This is a genomic window from Rathayibacter tanaceti, from assembly GCF_009834165.1.
GTDB lineage: Bacteria > Actinomycetota > Actinomycetes > Actinomycetales > Microbacteriaceae > Rathayibacter > Rathayibacter tanaceti.
The window spans coordinates 911,291-931,627 of sequence record NZ_CP047186.1 but is presented as its reverse complement, the minus strand read 5'-3'; the positions used below and the strand labels follow the sequence as shown (position 1 = coordinate 931,627).

The window sequence follows — 20,337 nt, the reverse complement described above, 5'->3', positions numbered from 1 at the left end:
GTGAGCAGCACTTCGACCCCCTACCTCGCTCGGCCGATCGTCTCGACCCAGTGGCTCGCCGACCAGCTCGGCCGCGAGAACCTCGTCGTGGTCGACGCGAGCGTCCTGCTCGTGCCCGGCTTCGACGGGCGCCCCGGCTATCTCAGCGGCGACGAGCAGTACCTCCTCGAGGGCCACGTGCCCGGCGCCGTCTTCGGCGACCTCCTCGAGCAGCTCTCGGACGCTGCGGCCCCGTTCCCCTTCTCCCGGCTCGACCCCGAGCGGTTCGCCCGGGCGACGGCCGAGCTCGGCATCGACGACGACTCGGCGGTCGTGGTCTACGACTCCGCCGTCGGCCAGTGGGCCTCGCGCCTGTGGTGGCTGCTGCGCGCCGCCGGTCACGACGCTGTCGCGGTTCTCGACGGCGGCCTCACCGCCTGGAGGCGCGAGGAGCGGCCGGTCGAGACCGGGCACGTCGAGCCGCGGACGAGCCCCGGCATCACGGTCCGCGAGGAGCGACCGCTCTGGATCGACAAGGCGGGCGTCGAGAGCGTGGTGCGCGGCGAGACGCCCGGAGCTCTCGTCTGCGCGGTGCCGCCGAAGGAATTCACCGGAGAAGAGGGGCGTCGCCCGCGCCGGGGCCACCTCCCCGGCTCCCGCAGCGTGCCGGCCGGCCGCCTGGTCGACCGCGCGGACAACACCCTGCTGCCGCCGCAGCGCCTCCGCTCGCTCTTCGGCGAGAGCCTCGAGGCCGAACGGATCATCCTCTACTGCGGCGGTGGGATCGCGGCGACCGCCGACGCCCTCGCACTCGCGGTGCTCGGTGTCGAGACCGCGGTCGTCTACGACGGATCGCTGAACGAGTGGGCGGCCGACCCGGAGGCGCCGCTGGCCGTCACGACCGCGTGACGATCGCGTCCGGGAGCCGCGTGGTCGGCAGCGCGCAGACGAACGACTCGCAGGAGTAGGCGGTCGGCAGCCCGTCCCGCGACGAGCGGCCCTCGAACAACTCGAATCCGGCGGACGCCCACTCCCGGGCACCCGCGTCCGTGACGGCCGCCAGCACCCCCAGCCCGCTGGTCCGGGCCCCGCTCAGCAGCCCGGTGAGCCCGGCCTCGTCGGGGGCCACCAGCACCAGCTGCCGCACGGGCTCGGCGAGCCGCGACGCCAGGGCGAGCACCGCGCCGAAACCCATCGGCTGCTCAAGCGCGCCCGGAGCGACCGCGGCGACCACCGCCTCCGCGGCCGCCCGATAGCGCTGCTCCCCGGTCAGCAGGAACAGCTCGTATGCGGCCTCGGCGGTCGCCGAGAGACCGGAGGGAGTGGCCCCCTCGGAGGGATCGGCCGCAAGGAGCAGGCCGCGTGCCGCAAGCGCTCGGTCGCCGCCTCCGGGCAGGGCGAAGGGGAGCGGGCCCTCGGCCGCGTCGAGAGCCCCGTCGATCAGTGCACGGGCGGCGATGGCGTAGCGCGGCCGTCCCTCCGCGAGGGCCAGCTGCACGAGTCCGCCGGCGAGCATCCCGAGATCCTCGAGCGCCGGCCGGGCCGCCGACACCTCCTCGTCCAGCGACGCTCGCACGCTCACCCGTCCCTCGTCGAGGTGCCGATCGAGGAGGAGGTCGGCGGCGCGGCCCGCCGCGACGATCCACTCCTCCCGCCCGAACGCACGGCCCGCGCGGGCGAGCGCGCCGATCGCCAGGCCGTTCCAGCCCGTGACGATCTTCTCGTCGAGCGGAGGCGGCGCGAGCCGCGAGCGGTCCTCGGCGAGGTAGTAGCCGCCTTCTGAGCGCCGGCCCCCGACGAGGCTCTCGGAGTCCTGCGCGCTCGCGAAACCGCCGCTCGGGCGCTGAAGAGTCCCGAGGACGAAGGAGGCGACCCCCTCGGCCACCCGAGCGAGCTCGCCGGAGCCGACTCCCGCGCGACCGAGCAGGCGGCTCGCGACGTCGAGCAGCTGAGCGTTGTCGGTGAGCATCCGCTCGTAGTGCGGCTCGCTCCAGTCGGCACGGGTCGCGTAGCGGAAGAAGCCGCCGTCGCGGTCGCGCAGTGGCGACGCCGCGAGGGCCAGGAGGGTGCGCTCGGCGAGGGCCGCGCCCGCGTCGCGCCCGGCGAGGAAGCCGAGCACCGGCGCAACCGGGAACTTCGGGGCGCCGCCGAAGCCGCCGTGCTCACGGTCCTCCTCGGCGGCCAGCCCAGCCACGGCGGCGTCGAGGGCTGCGTCATCCGGCAGCGCGGAGGCGGTCGGCAGCGCGGCGATCGCCTCCCGCAGCGCCGTGGCCAGCGATCCCGCCGTCGCCTGCACCTCGTCGCGGCGCTCGCGCCACGCCTCGGACACGGCGTCGAGCACGTCCGAGAAGGCAGGCACGCCCCCGACGGCGCGGGGAGGGAAGTAGGTCCCGGCGAAGAACGCCTCGCCCGCCGGAGTCGCGAAGACGGTCAGCGGCCAGCCGAGGTTCCTGGTGAAGGCGCTCGCGGCGGCCAGGTAGGCGGTGTCGACGTCGGGATGCTCCTCGCGGTCGACCTTCACCGCGACGAAGTCGGCGTTCAGTCGCGCGGCGAGCACCGGATCCGAGAACGACTCCCGCGCCATCACATGGCACCAGTGGCAGGTGGCGTAGCCGATCGAGACCAGCACGGGCACGTCGCGACGCGCGGCCTCGGCGAGCGCCTCCTCACCCCAGGGGAACCAGTCGACGGGATTGTCCGCGTGCGAGCGGAGGTAGGGGCTGACACTGGAGCGCAGTCGTTCGGCCATGCGTCCACGCTAGACGCGCGTGCGGCCGGGGTCAGGGGGTTGCCCGAGACGGGAGGCGGCTCAGCGCTCGAAGAACCAGCCGCTCGGCCGCTCGGTGCCGCGCACGACCGTGCCGCCGCCTCCGCCGCGCCCTCGACGGCCGAACACCAGGTAGGCGATGCTCCCGATGAACGGCGCGATCACGATGAAGGCGACCCACGCAACCTTGCCGACCTTCGACAGCCACGGGTTCGCGAGCACGCCCTGGATCGCGAACAGGAGCAGCACGATGTTGAGCACCACCAGCAGTGATTGCGCGTTCATCGCTCGGCTCCACGGGTTTGGGGGTCCCGCGGGAGGAGGCGTGCGCCTGCGGGCTGGACGGGACGTCGCCGGTATTCGCGCGACAGGGCATTGTCGCACGCGACGTAGGATGGAGGGCTCATGTCAGACGTGCTCAGCATCCGCTACCCACCCGAACTCCCCGTGTCGGCGCGGCGCGACGACATCGCGGCGGCGATCCGCGACAACCAGGTGGTCATCGTGGCGGGCGCCACCGGCTCCGGCAAGACCACCCAGCTGCCCAAGATCTGCCTCGAGCTCGGCCGAGAGAGCATCGCGCACACCCAGCCCCGCCGCATCGCGGCCCGCACGATCGCCGAGCGCATCGCGGAGGAGCTCGGCGACGAGGTCGGCGGGATCGTCGGCTACCAGGTGCGCTTCACCGACCGCGCGAGCGCGTCGACGCGGATCAAGCTGATGACCGACGGCATCCTGCTCAACGAGATGAACCACGACCGGATGCTCAGCCGGTACGACACGATCATCATCGACGAGGCGCACGAGCGCAGCCTCAACGTCGACTTCCTGCTCGGTTACCTGCACCGCCTGCTCCCGCAGCGCCCCGACCTCAAGGTGATCATCACCTCGGCGACCATCGATCCGCAGAGCTTCGCCGCGCACTTCGCCGACGCCTCCGGGGAGCCCGCGCCGATCATCGAGGTCTCGGGGCGCACGTTCCCGGTCGAGATCCGCTACCGCCCGCTGGTCGCCGAGGAGCCGGAGGAGGACGACGACACCGACGTGCCCGATGCGACGAGCGGCAGCCGCGACCTGATGACGGGGATCGCCGACGCGCTGGCCGAGCTGGCGCGCGAGGATCCGGGCGATGTGCTGGTCTTCCTCTCGGGCGAGAACGAGATCCGCGACGCCGAGGACGCGATCCGCGGCAGGAACCTGCCGGGCACCGAGGTCCTCCCCCTCTACGGGCGCCTCTCGGCCGCCGACCAGCACCGCGTCTTCGAGCGATCGCGCACTCCGGGCGTGCGTCGGCGCGTCGTCCTCGCGACCAACGTGGCGGAGACGAGCCTCACCGTTCCGGGGATCCGGTACGTGATTGACGGCGGGACGGCGCGCATCTCCCGCTACAGCGCGCGCTCGAAGGTGCAGCGCCTCCCGATCGAGGCGGTCTCGCAGGCCTCGGCGAACCAGCGCTCCGGGCGGTCGGGGCGCACGAGCGCGGGCGTCGCGATCCGGCTCTACTCGGAGGAGGACTACCTCCGGCGCCCCGAGTACACCGACCCCGAGATCCTCCGCACCGGCCTGGCCGCGGTGATCCTGCAGATGATCTCGCTCGGCCTGGGCGACATCGCCTCCTTCCCCTTCCTCACTCCTCCGGATTCGCGCGGCATCAAGGACGGCCTCGACCTCCTCACCGAGCTCGGCGCCCTCCGCGCCCCCGGCTCCCCCTCCGCCCCTCCCACCCCTCCGCGAGATGCCACTTCGGTACGCGACACGCCGGAGAACGCGTACCCACGTGGCATCTCGCGGAAGGGGGAGGCGGCGGCGCCGCAACTCACGCGGATCGGGCGCGATCTCGCGCGGCTCCCCATCGATCCGCGCTTCGGGCGCATGGTCATCGAGTCGCGCCGGCACGGAGTGAGCCGGGAGGTGATGGCGATCGTCGCAGGGCTGACGATCCAGGACGTCCGCGAGCGTCCGCTCGAGCGCCGTGCGCAGGCCGACCAGCAGCACGCGCGCTTCGTGGATCCGACCAGCGACTTCCTCACCCTGCTCACGCTCTGGAACTACCTGGAGGAGAAGCAGCAGGAGCTCTCCTCGAGCGCGTTCCGACGCCTCTGCAAAGCCGAGTACCTCAACTACCTGCGCGTGCGGGAGTGGCAGGACGTGTTCCGCCAGCTCCGGCAGCTCGCGCGCCCGTTGAAGCTCGAGATCGGCGACCCGAAGGTGGATCCGGACGGGATCCACCGGAGCCTGCTCGCCGGCCTGCTCTCGCAACTGGGCATCAAGGACACCACCTCGCAGCAGGCGCAGCGCGCAGCGAAGAACCGCGAGCGCCAGAACGTGCAGTACGTCGGTGCCCGCAATGCCAAGTTCTCGATCTTCCCCGGCAGCGCGCTCGCCAAGAAGCTGCCGGACGCGGTGATGAGCGCCGAGCTCGTCGAGACCAGCCGCCTCTTCGCCCGCTCGAACGCGGCGATCGACCCCGCCTGGGCCGAGGCGATCGCCGGCGATCTGGTGAAGCGGCAGTTCAGCGAGCCGCACTGGGAGAAGTCTCAGGGCGCGGCCGTGGCCTACGAGAAGGTCACCCTCTACGGAGTGCCGATCATCGGGCGCCGCCGCGTGCAGTTCTCGCGGATCGACCCGTCCTACGCCCGCGAGCTGTTCATCCGGCACGCCCTCGTCGAGGGCGAGTGGGAGTCGCGGCACGCCTTCGATCGCACGAACCGGGCCCTGCGCGCCGAGCTCGAGCGGCTGGAGGAGCGCACCCGTCGCCGCGATCTGCTGGTCGACGACGAGGCCGTCTTCGACTTCTACGACCGCCGCCTCCCGCGCGATATCACCTCGGTGCGCTCCTTCGACTCCTGGTGGCGCACCGCCCAGCACGACGAGCCCGACCTGCTGACGATGACGCAGGAGACGCTCCTCCCGGAGGATGCGGAGGAGATCGACGAGACCGCGTTCCCGACCCAGTGGCGCCAGGCCGACCAGCGCTTCCGCCTCTCGTACCGGTTCGAGCCGGGCACGGAGGAGGACGGAGTGACGGTACATGTGCCGCTCGCGCTGCTGCCCCGCGTCACGCCGCTCGGCTTCGACTGGCTCGTGCCGGGGCTCCGGGCCGAGCTGGTGACCGCGATGATCAAGGCGCTGCCCAAGCATCTGCGGCGGAACGTGGTGCCCGCGAACGACTGGGCGCGGAAGCTGACCGCTGCGCTCCCGCACGATGTGCCGAACCCGCCGACGGAGTCGTTCGCCGCGACCCTCGCGGGAGCGATCCGCCGCGAGGCGGGCGTCGTCGTGCAGCCGGACGACTTCGACCTCGAGCGCATCCCCTCGCACCTGCGGGTCACCTTCGCCGTCGCGGACGAGCGCGGGCGCACGATCGCCGCGGGCAAGGAGCTGGCGCCGCTGGCCGAGCGGCTGCGCGGCCGGGTCCGCGACGAGGTCGCCCGCGTGGTCGAGGCCCGCGTCCCCGACGCGCTCGAGCGTCGGAGCCTGACGACGTGGGACATGCCGGAGCTGCCCCGCGTCACCGACACCCGGCAGGGCGGCAACACCATCCGCGCCTATCCGGCCCTGATCGACGACGGCGACTCCGTGTCGATCCGCCTCCTCGCCACCCCCGAGGACCAGGCGCGCGAGCATCCGCGCGGCGTGCGCCGCCTCCTGCTGCTCGCGACGCCGAGCCCCGTCGCCTACGTGCAGCAGCACCTCACGTCGCACGAGAAGCTCGTGCTCGCGCAGAGCCCGTACCAGAACACCACGGCGCTCTTCACCGACTGCCTGCTCGCCTGCGTCGACGCGGTGCTCTGGCGGATGAAGCCCGACGGGATGCTCTTCCTCCGCGCCGAGTTCGACGCCGTGCGCGACCGGGTCTCGGCGAGCGTCATGGACGCGATGTTCGAAACCGTGAAGACGGTGACGACGATCCTCACCACGGCCCGCGGGGTCGAGAAGGCGCTCAAGGCCTCGACGAGCATGGCGCTCCTGCCGGCGCTGACCGATGCGCGCGAGCAGCTCTCGGGCCTGGTGTACCCGGGTTTCGTCTCGGCGACGGGCGTGGAGCGGCTGCGGCACCTCCCCCGGTACCTCGGAGCGATCACCGAGCGCTTCGGCAAAATCGCCGAGAACGTGGGCCGCGACCGCGTCTGGCTGAACGAGGTGCAGGCCGCACTGGAGCTGTACCGATCGGCCGGCGGCGTCCTGCCGCTGCCCCCGCACTCGCCGGAGCGCCTGGCCCGCGCCCGCTGGATGATCGAGGAGCTGCGGGTGAGCTTCTTCGCGCAGCCTCTCGGCACCGCCGAGAGCGTCTCCCTCCAGCGCATCCGCAAGGTGCTGGCGACCTGACGGTCCCTCCTCTGCCGAGGGAACCCCGACCCGTCGACGGAGCCTCCGGGAGCGGGTTCCCTCGACCGCCCGGGGTTCCCTCAAGGGGCGCTAGTGTCGTCCGGTGGGCAGCTACACCGATCTTGTGAAGACCCCCGGGGTGGGGCGCATCATCCTCGCGCAGCTGACCGCGCGGTTCCCCTTCGGGATGCTCTCGCTGGCGTTCCTCCTGCACGTGGAGCGGGTGCACCACTCCTACGCCGCCGCGGGCCTCGTGCTCGGCTCGATGTCGCTCGGGCAGGCCATCGCGGGCCCCCTGACCAGCCGGCTGATGGGCAGGCTCGGGATGCGCCGGGTGCTCACAGCCACCCTCGCTGTCTGCGCGAGCGCGATCGTCGCGATGGCTCTGCTCCCGCTCGAGGTCTGGCAGTTCGTGGTCGTCGGATTCGTCGCCGGCCTCAGCATGCCGCCGGTGCAGCCGGCGGTGCGCACCATCTACCCCAAGATGGTGACCAGCTCGCAGCTGACTCCGCTCTTCTCGCTCGACGCCTCGGCCCAGGAGATCATCTGGGTGCTCGGCCCGGTGCTGGCGACGCTCGTCTCGATCCAGGTGTCGACGGTCGCGGGCATCCTGACGGCCGCCGCGTTCCTGATCGGAGGCGGGATCTGGTTCATCGCGTCGCCCGAGGTCGGCCGGGTGCGCATCCCGCGCTCCAAGCGCCGGCTCGGAGTGGTTCTGACCAAGCCGCCGGTGCTGCTGGCCACGGTCGTCGGCTTCCTCCTGATCGGCGCCTGCTCGGCCGTGGAGGCGGGTGTCGTCGCGGTGTTCGGCGAGGGCGGCGTGGAGTCGGGCGTCGTGCTGGCCGTGTTCGCCACGGGCTCCCTCGTCGGCGGCCTCGCACTCGGCCACATCCCGATCAGCCGGTGGGCGACGGCGCGGCGGATGCTGATCGTCACCGTCGGCATGGGCCTCGCCGCGGTCTCGACCGACTTCTGGTGGCTCTGCGCCACCCTCTTCCTGGCGGGGATCGGCATCGCTCCGGCCCTCGCCGCACTGTTCGCGATCACCGCGTCGAGCGTGCGCTTCTCGGACACCGCGGAGGCGTACGGCTGGGTCGGCACCGGGCAGCTCATCGGCGCCGCACTGGGCTCGGCGATCGCCGGAGTGCAGATCGACCAGGCTGGTCCGACGGCGGCCATCGTCGTCGCGGCCGCCTTCGCGCTCGTCGGATTCCTGGTGCCGGCGGTCGGCCGCCGCTACCACCCCGACCTCCGCGGCCGCGATGCGAGCCCGCTGCCCGACACCGAACCCGTCACCCTGCCCACCTGAGGCGCCACCGCGTGGCGACCGTGGCGCCGCCGCCCTAGTGTGGGCGCGACGACACGGGAGGACAGGCCATGGGACTGCGGGAAGACGCGGAGGAACTGGTGCGTGAGCACCGGCGCGCCGCCGCGCGCACCGACGTGCTGGAGCCGTGGTCCGACCCCGAAGCGCCGGAGTGGTGCACCGAGCTCGCGGCCGCCCTCTGGCAGGGCTCGTTCCGCCCGAGCCCGGTCTACTTCCGTCGTCCCGACCCCGTTCACGGCTGGCGCGGGCCGCACTCGGCGAGGCTGCACCACCTCGGCTACGGCTGGCAGCTGACCGCCCATCGCGAGCATCGGGGAGTGATCAGCTCCGAGACGGCCGTCGTCCTCGAGACCGGCTCGCTCTGGCGCGGGCTCGGCCTGGGCCGCCGACCGGCGCGCGGCCTCCGCGGCAGGTCGAGCGTCGAGGGGCTCCAGGCCGGGCACGATGCGCACTTCGCCGTGCGCGGCATCGCCGACCGGAGCGAGGCCGCGCGCGCCGAGCGCCGCCTCCTCTTCGGCGTGGCCGGCCTGGCCGCGCTGATCGAGGACGGCGTGCACGTCGGCCTCCAGGGCGAGCTCGACTGGAACGTCTGAGTCGACGTGCCAGCATGGGAGGCATGAGCGCTCCCCTGATCCCCCTCAACGACGGCCGCGCGATCCCGCAGCTCGGGCTCGGCGTCTACAAGATCGGCGACGAGGAGGCGGCGCGAACCGTCGCGGTCGCGCTCGACGCCGGCTACCGGCACGTCGACACCGCGACGCTGTACGGCAACGAGCGCGGCGTCGGAGCGGGCATCCGCGCGAGCGGCGTCCCTCGCGAGCAGGTGTTCGTGACGACCAAGGTCTGGAACGACGACCACGGCTTCGACGAGACCCTGGCCGCCTTCGACCGCAGTCTGGCGCTGCTCGGCACCGATTACGTCGACCTCTACCTCGTGCACTGGCCGATCCCCTCCCGCGACCGCTACGTCGACACCTACCGTGCGCTCGAGCGGCTCCAGCGCGAGGGGCGCGCCCGCTCGATCGGCGTCTCGAACTTCGCCCCCGAGCACGTGCAGCGACTGCTCGACGAGACCGGGGTCGTGCCCGCGATCAATCAGGTCGAACTGCACCCGCGACTGCCGCAGGAGGAGCTGCGCGCGTTCGACGCCGAGCACGGCATCGTGACCGAGGCCTGGTCGCCGCTCGCGCGCGGACGTCTGCTCGAGGAGCCGGTGCTCGCTCGGATCGCGGCGAAGCACGCGGTCTCGCCCGCGCAGGTCGTGCTGCGCTGGCACCTCCAGCTCGGCGTGGTCGTGATCCCCAAGTCCGTCACTCCCGAGCGCATCCGCGAGAACCTCGACGTGTTCGGTTTCGAGCTCGACGGCGAGGATCTGGCAGGAATCGCGGGGCTCGCGACCGGAGAGCGCACCGGGCGCGACCCCCGACTGGACTGACGCGCCCTACCCTGGCGTCATGACGACGCGGACCGCTCTCCTCCTGCACGGGCTCGGCGGTGCCGCCGGCACATGGTGGCGGGTCTCGGAGGCGCTGACCGCCGCAGGCTGGACGGTCTGCGCACCGGACCTGCGCGGTCACGGCGAGGGGCCGCGCGGAGGTTCGTCGCGCCACGACGACTACGCCGACGACGTCCTCGCGAGTGGTGGTGGGCCGTGGGATCTCGTCGTCGGGCACTCCCTCGGCGGCGCGGTCGCCGTCCGGGCCGCTGCGCGCGCGGGCGGCTGGGCTCGACGACTCGCGCTGCTCGACCCCGTGCTGCGGCTGAGCCGCGAGCAGGCGGCCGAGGTGCGGGCGAGCGAGCTGGCTGATCTCACGATCAGCCCGGACGAGCGCGCCGCGGCGCATCCGCTCTGGCACGAGCGGGACCTGGCCGAGAAGGCGGCGGCGGCGCACGCGGCCGACCCCGCCTCCATCGCGGCCGCGATCGACGACAACGACCCGTGGGATCTGCTGGACGACGTGCCCGCGCTGCGGATCCCGGTGCTGGTCCTGGCAGGGGATCCGCAGGTCTTCACCTTCTTCCCGCCGGCCCTCGCGGCCGAGGTCCTCCGCGCCGGTCCGCGGGTGCGGTACACGGTCGTCGCCGGAGCCGGGCACAGCCCGCACCGCGACGCGCCGGTGGAGACCCTCGCGATGCTCCGCGAGTGGGCCGAGAGCCCCGCGACCGCCTGAGCGCCGGCTCCGCCGGTGATCGCCGTGTTTCCGGCCTGTGAATTCTCGCGGGAGGGGGGATGGACCGCTCTGTTTCCTGTGAATACCCTCGCAGAACACGCGATTCCCTCCCAGTTTTCAGGAGGGGCGCGGCCGGGTCGTCGAGGCGACGGCCCGTTCTCGACACCAAGGGGGCCCTCGTGGCGCGAACCACCACCATCCGAGCGGACGGCGCCCGCCGGGCCCGCTCACTGATCGGCGCCGGCGCGATGATCGGCGCCGGCGCCCTCGTCGCAGGCGCCGCGCTCGTGCCCGCGGCCAGCGCCGTCGAGCCGGCCGGTTTCGCCGAGACCGTGACGGTCGACGGCATCATGACCCACGTGGAGGCGTTCCAGTCGATCGCGGACACCCATGGCGGCACCCGCGCGATCGGCACTCCCGGCTATGAGGAGAGCGGCCGGTACATCGAGTCGGTCCTCGCCACCGCCGGCTACACGACCGAGCGGCAGGAGTTCGTCACAGCGACCCAGAGCATCGGGGCCTTCACCCTGACGACCGCCACCGGCGCGGTCGGCATTCCGATGGAGTTCACGCCCTCAACGCCCGAGAGCGGTGTGACAGGAGAGCTCCTCACTCCGGTCGACCCCCTCGGCTGCACCGCCGACGCGTGGACCGGCCTCGACGCCACCGGCGCGATCGCGCTCGTCAGCCGCGGCACGTGCAGCTTCCTCGAGAAGTCGATCGCCGCCGGAGCCGCCGGAGCCTCGGCGATCCTGATCTACGACAACGTTCCAGGCGACGCCCTGAACGGCACCTACGGCGGACAGGACACCGCCGCGATCCCGGGAGTCGGCGTCACTCAGGCCGAGGGCAGTGCTCTGCTCGCTGCGCTCCCCGCGAGCGCCGGCGTGCTGATCGAGCAGACGACGACCGATGTCGAGACGTTCTCGCTCGTGACCGAGACGGCGGGCGGCGACCACGAGAACGTGGTCATGCTCGGCGCGCACCTCGACAGCGTGCCCGAGGGCCCCGGCATCAACGACAACGGCTCCGGCTCGGCGGCACTCCTCGAGACCGCCGTGCAACTCGCCGCCGCGGGCGAGACCGCCAACGCGGTGCGCTTCGCCTGGTGGGGCGCCGAGGAGGTCGGCCTCGTCGGCTCCTACACCTACGTCGACTCTCTGACGGAGGAGGACGCCGCGGCGATCGCGACGTACATGAACTTCGACATGGTCGCCTCGCCGAACTACGTGGTCTCTGTCTACGACGCCGACCAGTCCACCTACGAGGCTCCCGTCGAGGTGCCCGCCGGCTCGATCGCGACCGAGAAGGCGTTCACCGACTACTTCGACTCCATCGATCAGCCCTGGATCGATACGGCGTTCGACGGCCGCAGCGACTACGACGGCTTCATCTCGGTGGGCATCCCCTCCTCGGGACTCTTCACCGGCGCCGACGATGTCAAGACGGAGGAGGAAGTCGCGCTGTTCGGCGGCACAGCGGGCATCACCCACGACCCCCAGTACCACTCGGCAGCCGATGACATCGACAACATCAGCCAGGAGGCGCTCGGCATCACCTCGAAGGCCATCGCGTTCGTGACGGCCTCGCTCGCCGCGGACACCTCGGCGATCGACGCCGAGAAGAACCCGGCTCCGAGCCCGGAGCCGACGGAGACGCCGACCGCGGCTCCCACCGCGCAGCCGACGACTCCGCCCACCGCCGCTCCCACCGCGGAGCCGACGCCGAGCAGCACGCCGACCGCCGTGGCGCCGCACCCCGGTGCCCGCCCGCCGCTGCCCTCGACAGGAGCCGACATCGGCCTCCCGCTGGGTCTCGGCGCCCTGCTGCTCGCAGCCGGAGGCATCGCCCTCGCCCGGGCCCGCCGCCCGCGCGCCGAGCGCTGAGCGTCCCCGTCCGGAGCCGCCCGGCCGTCGTGTTGCACGACGACCGGGCGGCTCCGTCGGCGCCGGGCGGCTAAGCTGCCGGAATCCGCCGCCGGAAGGACCTCCTGTGACTCCCGACCTGATCGTCCTGAACGGGGGATCGAGCTCGGGCAAGAGCACGATCGCCCGCCACCTCCAGGCCGTGCTCTCCGAGCCCTGGCTCAGCTTCTCGATCGACGATCTGGTCGACGCCCTTCCGCCGCACCTCGACGGCGGCCGCAACGGAGTCTCGTACGGGGAGGACGGCGAGGTGGCGCTCGGCGACGGGTTCCGCCGGCTCGAGGCGGCCTGGCTGGCCGGCCTCGCCGCGACGGCCCGCTCCGGCGCCGGGATCGTGCTCGAGGACGTACTGCTCGACGGAGGCGCCTCGCAGGATCGGCTTCGCGGCCACCTCGCGGGGCTCGACGTGCTCTGGGTCGGCGTACGCTGCAGCCCCGCGGTCGCGACCGCGCGGGAGGTGTCGCGCGGCGACCGGACTCCGGGCATGGCCGCGCGCCAGGCCGACGCCGTGCACGCCGACGTACGCTACGACGCCGAGGTCTGGTCCGATCGCGACCCGCCCGCCGAATGCGCTCGCCTGATCGTCGCTGCCCTCCACTCCCGCCCGCCGTCGTGACGGGACCCCCGGACCGTCGAGACAGCCCGCTCCGACGGGCGCCCTCGACGGTCCGGGGTCGCCTGAGGGGCGCCAGGGCTTCCAGCCGCAGAGGACACGGTGTTCACTGAGCCCATGCGAGCCATCTGGAAGGGCGCGATCACCTTCGGCCTGGTCAACGTGCCGGTGAAGGTCTACAGCGCGACCGAGGACCACGACATCGCACTGCACCAGGTGCACGACCGCGACGGCGGACGGATCCGCTACCAGCGCAGGTGCGAGGTCTGTGGCGAGGTGGTCGGCTTCGACCACATCGACAAGGCCTACGACGACGGCGAGCGCACGGTCGTGCTCACCAAGGACGAGCTGAAGGCGCTGCCGGAGGAGCGCGACCGCGAGATCGACGTGGTGCAGTTCGTGCCGAGCGAGCAGGTCGATCCGATCATGTTCGACCGCGCGTACATCCTCGAGCCCGACTCCTCCTCGCCCAAGGCCTACGTGCTGCTGCGGCGGACGCTCGAGCAGACCGACCGCACGGCGATCGTCGAGTTCGCCCTGCGGCAGAAGACGCGTCTCGCCGCGCTCCGCGTGCGCGGCACGACGCTCATGCTGCAGACACTGCTGTGGGCCGACGAGGTCCGCGAGGTGGAGTTCCCAGCGCTGCAGGGGACGACGAGGATCGCGGCCCGCGAGCTCGAGATGTCGGCGAACCTCGTCGACTCCTACTCCGAGGACTTCGACGCCGCGAAGTTCCACGACGCCTACCAGGAGGAACTGCGCACCCTCATCGACGCGAAGATCGACCAGGGCGACGCGCTCGACACCGCCGCGACCTTCGGCGACTCTGCGGAGGAGGAGGGCGGCGGAGAGGTGCTCGATCTGATGGAGGCGCTCAAGCGCTCGGTCGAGCGCAGCCGCGGCGCCCGGGTCGGTGACGGCGCGGCGACGAACGCGGGCGCGGAGAAGCCCGGGGCGAAGACGAGCACCACCACGACGACGACACCGGCGAAGAAGACACCAGCGAAGAAGGGTCCGGTGCGGACGACGCCAGCGAAGAAGACCGGCGCGGCGAAAACGACGGAGGAGGCTCCCGCGACCGCCGAGACGCCCACGAAGAAGACATCGAGGACGAGGAAGAGCACACCCGCGAAGGCCGCCTCCTGACGCGTCCGGCGGCTCCGCCGCGCGGTCAGACGGGCTCGTCCATGTCATCAAGATCGACCGCGACCGAGCCGACCAGCGTGAGTAGCGCCTCCGCGTAGGCGTTCTCGGCCGTCAGCGCCTCGAACTCGTGGGGTCGGCCGCTCAACTCCGCCTCGACGACGAAGCGCACCTCACCGTCGGCGATGATGCGCTGGAGCGATCGGAACGTGCCGCGCAGCAGCTCGCGCAGCTGGTCCTCGCGCGGCAGCCAGAGCGAGTCCTCCAGCGAGACGGAGTCGAGCGCCCACTCGGTGGTGCCGTTGAAGCCCAGCTCGGTGCCGCTCGGATACTCGTGCGCCTCGATGGTCATGTCGCTCACGGTGAAGACGTCGCCGTCGAAACCCTCGCGCTCGATGCGGAAACGGTCGCCGGTGGCGGGGGTCCAGCGCAGGCCGGAGGTGCGCAGCGCTCGAGCCAGCTCGATGGAGATCATCGGATGAGTGTGCCGGGCGAAGCCGGGTGCCCGCCGCGAGAATCCGCACGACCGCCGAGCCGGGCACCGCCGCCGTTTTTCTGCACCCGGTTGATCAATGCCATGATGGTCGAGAGCCTTGGGGGAACGCGATGCCGGACGCAGCGATCTCAGACGCCGCGCAGGCTGCCGCCGACAGGGTCGTGGATCTCGTCGTGGCCACGCGGGAGCAGCTCGAGGGCGTGCCGTTCTCGACGCCGCCCGAGGAGGTCTCCTCCGCGCTGGGCGCCGCCTCGGCCTTCGGGTTCGACGTCTGGGCCCCCTTCGGCGTCGATCCGGCAGAGGACGCCCGGCGCGTGGCCCGCTACTGGGAGTCGCTCGGGATGTCGATCCGGTTCTCGCACGCCGGCCCGTCGCCGGTCGTGCACGGCGACGGTGGGCCGGTCCGCAGTGCCGAGTTCGACACCGGAGTCCTGCAGGACCTCTACGGCATCGTCGCCGTGCTGCCGTGGCAGCACGATGACGAGGCGTGGCCGGCGAGCACGGACCGGCTCGTCGGCGACTGATCCGTACCGCAGGCGTCCGAATGTCGGTGGATGAGTTTACGTTCATGAAACGTCCGGTTCACAGGCCGGGCACCCGCAGTGCATAGCGTGGCGATGCCCGCCCCTCCGGGGTTCGGCTGCCGCGCCGCGCAGCGACGATGCCGCGACCGCTCGATCGAGCGGAGATCGAGAGGACCACCATGCCCGACGCCTCCCCCCAGCCCGGCCGCCGACGCAGGCGCGGCCTCGGTCTGGCCGCCCTCACGGGCCTGTCCCTCGTCGCGACTCCGCTCGCCGCTGCCCCGGTCTCGGCCGCCCCTGCCGGTGACGCTCTCGTCATCAGCGAGGTCTTCGCCCGCGGCGGCTCGGCCGGAGCCGCCTACAGCAACCGCTACGTCGAGCTGTACAACCCGACCGGTGCCGAGATCGCGCTCGGCGGGCTCTCGATCCAGTACCGCTCGGCGACCGGCACCGCCGCCCCGACCACCACGGTCCCGCTCACCGGCGCGGTGCCCGCGGGCGGGCACTTCCTCCTCGCGGGCGCCAGCAACGGGACCAGCGGCGCAGCGCTGCCCGCCGCCGACCAGAGCGCCAACGGGCTGAACATGGCCGCAGCGGGAGGCACGCTCTTCCTGGTCGACGGAGTGTCTCCGCTCGCCGCCCCTCCCACCGGCGCGGCCGACCAGCCGGACGCCGTGCTCGACCTCGTCGGCTACGGCAGCTCGAACACCTACGAGTCGGCCGTCGCGACGGCCCCCTCGCTCACGCAGACGATCGCCAGAGCCGAGACCACGACGGGCGACACCGACGTCAACGCCGCCGACTTCGCCCTCGGCGCACCGACCCCGCAGACGGCCGGCGCGGGCGGCTCGCCCGAGCCGACCACGCCGCCGACGACCCCGCCCGCCGAGGTCCCGACCGTCGCTGTCCGCGAGATCCAGGGCACCGGAGACGCGTCCCCTCTCGTCGGCCGCACCGTCACCACCACCGGCGTGGTCACCGCCCGTTACCCGTCCGGCGGCTACAACGGTTACGTGATCCAGACCGCGGGAACCGGTGGCGAGAGCGCACGCACCGCCTCCGACGCGGTCTTCGTCTTCTCCTCCGCCTCGGTGGGCTCCGTCGCGGTCGGCGACCACCTGCGGATCACCGGCGTCGTCAGCGAGTACAACGGACTCACCGAGCTCACGCCGACCTCGGCCGCGGCCGTGGTGCGACTCGACGGCCCCGCCGCCGCTGCCGTGCCCGCCGCCGTGACCGTGCCCCGCACGGACGCCGAGCGCGAGGTGCTCGAGAGCATGCTGATCGCTCCCCAGGGCGCGTACACCGTCACCGACACCTTCGACCTGAACAGCTTCGGCTCGATCGGCCTGGCCGCCGGTGAGACGCCGCTGCTCACGCCGACCGAGGTCGCACGACCCGGCTCCGCCGAGCTGGCCGCGGTCGTGGCCGACAATGCCGCCCGCGCGATCACCCTCGACGACGGCGCCTCCCTGAACTTCCTCGGCGCCGCGGCGAACAAGGCGATCCCCCTGCCCTACCTCACGCCGACCGAGCCGATCCGCGTCGGGGCTCCCGCCGTCTTCAGCCGCCCCGTCGTCCTCGACTACCGCAACGGCGGCTGGGCCTTCCAGCCGACCACGCAGCTGACCGTCGAGAACGCCGCCGAGGTGCAGCCCGCCACGTTCGCGAACACCCGGCAGGCGCAGCCCGAGGCGGTCGGCGGCGACGTGTCGATCGCCTCCTTCAACGTGCTGAACTACTTCACGACCACCGGCGACTCGATCGCCGGCTGCACGTTCTACACCGACCGCGACGGCGATCCCGTCACGGTCAACAGCGGCTGCGATGCCCGCGGAGCGGCGAACGCCGACGACCTCGAGCGCCAGCAGGCCAAGATCGTGACCGCGATCAACTCCCTCGGCGCCGGCGTCGTCTCGCTGGAGGAGATCGAGAACTCGGCCAAGTTCGGCGAACCCCGCGACGAGGCCCTCGCCACGCTGACCGCCGCACTCAACGCGGCACTCGGCTCCGAGGTCTGGGCCTACGTCCCCTCCCCCGCCGCACTCCCCGCGCTCGCGGACGAGGATGTCATCCGCACGGCCTTCATCTACAAGAAGTCCGCGATCGAGCCCGTCGGCGAGTCGGTCGTGCTCAACGACACGGTGAACTTCTCGAACGCCAGGAAGCCCCTCGCGCAGGAGTTCCGCCTGATCGGCGACTCCGCCAGCGAGTTCGTGGCGATCGTGAACCACTTCAAGTCGAAGGGCTCCGGTTCGGGCGCCGACGCGGATCAGGGCGACGGCCAGGGCGCGTCGAACGCGTCGCGCGTCGCGCAGGCGACCGCCCTCGTGGCCTTCGCCGACCGCCTCCGCGCCGAGAAGGCCACCGAGCTGGTGTACCTGCTCGGCGACTTCAACGCCTACTCGAAGGAGGACCCGGTCAAGGTCATCACCGACGCGGGCTACATCGACCAGGGCGCCAAGGACGGCAAGTACTCGTACTCGTTCGACGGCGCGGTCGGCTCGCTCGACCACGTGTTCGCCTCACCCGCCGCCGACGCGACGGTGACCGGTGTCGACACCTGGAACATCAACAGCGGCGAGTCGGTGGCGCTCGAGTACAGCCGATTCGACTACAACGCGACGATCTTCTACGACACCTCCGCCTACCGCTCCAGCGACCACGATCCCGTGGTCGTGGGGCTCGACCTGCCCGAGACGGCTCCCGTGACGATCGACGTGGCCACCACCGCCTCGACGAAGCGCCTCGCGGTGCTCCGAACGCTGACCGTCTCGGCGGTCAACAACGGGCCGGAGACGGTCTCGATCGAGATCACCACGGTCTACGGCTCGAAGACGCGGACGTCGGTCAAGCCCGGACAGTCCTTCACCGTGAAGACGGTGACCCTGCTCTCACCGATCAAAGCGGGGACGGCGGCCATCGCGGTCACCTCGCCCGATGGCAACACGCGGACCTACCAGCAGGCGTACCGCGGCGCCTGATCCCGCGCGCTCCCTGACCTCTACGAGCCTCGGCTCATAGAGGTCAGGGATGCCCCAGGGAGACAGTGGGCATCGTCTCGCCCGCCTCGGACCGGCGGCGGACGGTCGCACCGTCCCCACGGGCGAGCTGCGCTCCGGGGACGCGGCCGGCACCTCTGCCACCGGCCTGCGGATCCTCGGGGACGAGACGCACGGCAAGAACCTCCTCACCCGCTTCTCCAGCGGATCGCCGCTGCACACCCACCTGCGGATGCAGGGCTTCTGGAGCGCGACACCTCCGGCCGCGCTGTCCCCCGCTCGGTGCAGAAGGACATCCGCCTCCGCCTCGACGACGGCTCTACACTCTGGAGCCGACCTCCACCTCGTCGAGCTCCCGCCGCCCGCGACGAGTCCCACGACCGGCGACACCCGCCGCGGCGAGAGGCTCGGGGTCGCCGGGCGCGGGCAGCCCGCGCCTGCGGCACACTGCCCTATCCGGGATTATCGAAGATATATCGCTAGGGCGGGGAGGCCTGCTGGCGCGAGGCGCGGCACAATCGTGCGCATGATCAACCAGCGGCCTGGACCCGAGCTCGTGGCCGAGCTCCGCTCCACCGGGTGCCGGATATGATTGGCGCTTCACGAGGGACGATCTCGGTGCGGAATATTCCGGGACTGCTGGGGTAGCGCATATGCTGGACCGCATGGCAGTCGATCGGCGAATCATCGATCCCTTCACGCAGGAGGAGTTGCTAGTCCCTGAATGGGCAACTGATGAAGACGCGATCCAGAGAGCAAGTGCGAGGCGATCGTCTGCTTGGCGAGTGCTCAACATCTTTCCCGAGTGGGGCCACGATTGGCCGATCTGGGAAGCCGGGGTGAGTCACGACGGTTCAGACGCGGACGACCTCGAACTTCCGGCTTCCTTGCGTCAGGAAATCAGCGAGTGGTATCGAGAGTGGGCCGAGAAAACCCGTCCGATGATTGGATGGGACAATCATGACGACAGGACAAGGTGGGTTCAGCATGGGAACGCACTGTTCGATCAGGTTGAGAAATCGGTGTGGCTTTTCGCCGACGTGAATCGAAAGTTCTCAATCAGGAACCCACCCGGGAGCCTTGACGCAAAAGTGGCTTGCGGCAACAATGCTCCCGCTGAGGGTTACCAGAGCTGCGTGTAGTTACTCGGGCAGGTGGTTCCGGACTGCGGGAAGGATGTGATCAACCGTTCGGTCGTGTTGGAGAAGATGGTCCTGTAGTTGAATGTCCCCAGCTCGGCCCCGGAGAAGGCGTCGTAGAAGACGCCGATCGCAATGAGGCACGTGGTGCCTCCCTTGGGGTCGACAGCGCGCATGTGATCAGGCCAGAGACCGGCGTTACCTCCGGATGTGGCCATGAGATCATCCCACGATTCGAAGCCCTGACTCTCCGGTACCCACCCTAGGGCCAGACCCTCGTTGAACTTGTCCTGCCAGTTCTGTTCGTGATCCTCGCGGATGTGCTTGTAGCCCCATCCGCCCTTACCCGACGCATCGTCGGGCTGTCCGCACCGCAGCTGGTAGTCCCAGTGCTCCCCGCTCCACCAGTGCACGTACTCCGCGAAGAGATCTTCGGAGTGGTTGAGACTGAAGCAGCCCTACCACTGGTTCCAGTCGATAAGCTGAGGCGTAACCGTCCCAGGCGGAGTCGCCGCGGGCTCGTCAGCGTCGACACTCCACGTCTGAAGATCTTCGGCCGGAACGATCTCATCATCGATCCGGAACCCGAATCCGACAGTCTGCTCGGACGGAGCATCGACTATCGACGCTGAGGCCAACGGAGCGGTGATCGTCGTCACGCCGACGGCGAGGAGAGCGGCCGTCAGTGCTCGCAGAACTCTCTTGGTCATGGCAATGGACGCCTGTCTCGTTGAGTGAAGAGTCGCGGTCGTCCGAATCGAAACCGCTTGCCCAACTTACTGAGATATCGCTCAGTAATGCATGTCGGCTCTTGAGGGGACCGATCGGGGGACAGAGCCGCGTGCCGTCCGTCCGTCCGTGGACGCTGAGTGCCTCGACCGGAGTGACGCGCATAGCGCGTTGCGCGGGAAGGGCGGCCGAG

Annotated in this window: 17 protein-coding genes; 12 read left to right on the top strand and 5 right to left on the bottom strand. The window is 71.3% G+C overall.

What is annotated here, in order from left to right; translation table 11 throughout:
• Positions 1-888, top strand: a complete 888-nt coding sequence (locus GSU10_RS04425) for a sulfurtransferase (protein WP_158286076.1) — start codon at positions 1-3, stop codon at positions 886-888.
• Here GSU10_RS04425 and GSU10_RS04420 read toward each other — a convergent pair.
• The gene (locus tag GSU10_RS04420) at positions 875-2,728 is read right to left on the bottom strand and encodes a thioredoxin domain-containing protein (RefSeq protein WP_132504504.1); all 1,854 of its coding nucleotides are present in this window, start codon (positions 2,726-2,728) and stop codon (positions 875-877) included. The two genes, GSU10_RS04425 and GSU10_RS04420, sit on opposite strands and share 14 nt — an antisense overlap.
• Before the next feature lie 60 nt (positions 2,729-2,788).
• Positions 2,789-3,031, bottom strand: coding sequence for a PLDc N-terminal domain-containing protein (locus GSU10_RS04415; protein ID WP_068213633.1), 243 nt, complete (start codon positions 3,029-3,031; stop codon positions 2,789-2,791).
• A gap of 120 nt (positions 3,032-3,151) precedes the next feature.
• On the opposite strand from GSU10_RS04415, the gene hrpA reads away from it, so the two are divergent.
• The 8 genes from hrpA to ku all read left to right on the top strand — a co-directional run bounded on the left by hrpA (position 3,152) and on the right by ku (position 14,257).
• Positions 3,152-7,075 (top strand): ATP-dependent RNA helicase HrpA, encoded by a 3,924-nt coding sequence (gene hrpA / locus GSU10_RS04410; protein ID WP_132504502.1) that lies wholly within the window; start codon positions 3,152-3,154, stop codon positions 7,073-7,075.
• A gap of 103 nt (positions 7,076-7,178) precedes the next feature.
• Positions 7,179-8,384 (top strand): MFS transporter, encoded by a 1,206-nt coding sequence (locus GSU10_RS04405; protein ID WP_068213528.1) that lies wholly within the window; start codon positions 7,179-7,181, stop codon positions 8,382-8,384.
• A 68-nt stretch (positions 8,385-8,452) separates the two neighbouring features.
• Complete coding sequence (locus GSU10_RS04400; protein WP_132504500.1) at positions 8,453-8,995, top strand: hypothetical protein; 543 nt, start codon at positions 8,453-8,455, stop codon at positions 8,993-8,995.
• A 23-nt stretch (positions 8,996-9,018) separates the two neighbouring features.
• Positions 9,019-9,837 carry an aldo/keto reductase gene (locus GSU10_RS04395; RefSeq protein WP_068213388.1) on the top strand — a complete coding sequence of 273 codons (819 nt, stop codon included), beginning with the start codon at positions 9,019-9,021 and terminating at the stop codon, positions 9,835-9,837.
• Between the two features lie 19 nt (positions 9,838-9,856).
• The gene (locus tag GSU10_RS04390; RefSeq protein WP_068213385.1) at positions 9,857-10,573 is read left to right on the top strand and encodes an alpha/beta fold hydrolase; all 717 of its coding nucleotides are present in this window, start codon (positions 9,857-9,859) and stop codon (positions 10,571-10,573) included.
• A 179-nt stretch (positions 10,574-10,752) separates the two neighbouring features.
• Positions 10,753-12,459 (top strand): M28 family peptidase, encoded by a 1,707-nt coding sequence (locus GSU10_RS04385; protein ID WP_132504498.1) that lies wholly within the window; start codon positions 10,753-10,755, stop codon positions 12,457-12,459.
• 106 nt (positions 12,460-12,565) lie between these two features.
• On the top strand, positions 12,566-13,114 hold the full coding sequence (locus tag GSU10_RS04380; protein ID WP_199220825.1) for a chloramphenicol phosphotransferase CPT family protein: 549 nt from the start codon (positions 12,566-12,568) through the stop codon (positions 13,112-13,114).
• Between the two features lie 114 nt (positions 13,115-13,228).
• Positions 13,229-14,257, top strand: coding sequence for a non-homologous end joining protein Ku (ku, locus tag GSU10_RS04375; RefSeq protein WP_068210234.1), 1,029 nt, complete (start codon positions 13,229-13,231; stop codon positions 14,255-14,257).
• 25 nt (positions 14,258-14,282) lie between these two features.
• Here the strand turns inward: ku and GSU10_RS04370 are convergent, their stop codons facing one another.
• On the bottom strand, positions 14,283-14,729 hold the full coding sequence (locus tag GSU10_RS04370) for a pilus assembly protein CpaE (RefSeq protein WP_068210236.1): 447 nt from the start codon (positions 14,727-14,729) through the stop codon (positions 14,283-14,285).
• Between the two features lie 131 nt (positions 14,730-14,860).
• On the opposite strand from GSU10_RS04370, the gene GSU10_RS04365 reads away from it, so the two are divergent.
• From GSU10_RS04365 to GSU10_RS04355, 3 genes are all read left to right on the top strand, one after another.
• On the top strand, positions 14,861-15,274 hold the full coding sequence (locus GSU10_RS04365) for a hypothetical protein (RefSeq protein WP_068210238.1): 414 nt from the start codon (positions 14,861-14,863) through the stop codon (positions 15,272-15,274).
• Positions 15,275-15,453: 179 nt separating this feature from the next.
• Positions 15,454-18,258, top strand: coding sequence for an ExeM/NucH family extracellular endonuclease (locus tag GSU10_RS04360; protein WP_132504496.1), 2,805 nt, complete (start codon positions 15,454-15,456; stop codon positions 18,256-18,258).
• A 683-nt stretch (positions 18,259-18,941) separates the two neighbouring features.
• Positions 18,942-19,418 carry a hypothetical protein gene (locus tag GSU10_RS04355; RefSeq protein WP_132504494.1) on the top strand — a complete coding sequence of 159 codons (477 nt, stop codon included), beginning with the start codon at positions 18,942-18,944 and terminating at the stop codon, positions 19,416-19,418.
• On the opposite strand, the gene GSU10_RS04350 is transcribed toward GSU10_RS04355, so the two are convergent.
• Positions 19,400-19,828: a hypothetical protein gene (locus tag GSU10_RS04350; protein WP_068210246.1), complete on the bottom strand. Its 429-nt coding sequence runs from the start codon at positions 19,826-19,828 to the stop codon at positions 19,400-19,402. The genes GSU10_RS04355 and GSU10_RS04350 overlap by 19 nt on opposite strands.
• A 45-nt stretch (positions 19,829-19,873) precedes the next feature.
• Positions 19,874-20,125 (bottom strand): hypothetical protein, encoded by a 252-nt coding sequence (locus tag GSU10_RS04345; RefSeq protein ID WP_068210248.1) that lies wholly within the window; start codon positions 20,123-20,125, stop codon positions 19,874-19,876.
• Positions 20,126-20,337: the final 212 nt, after the last annotated feature.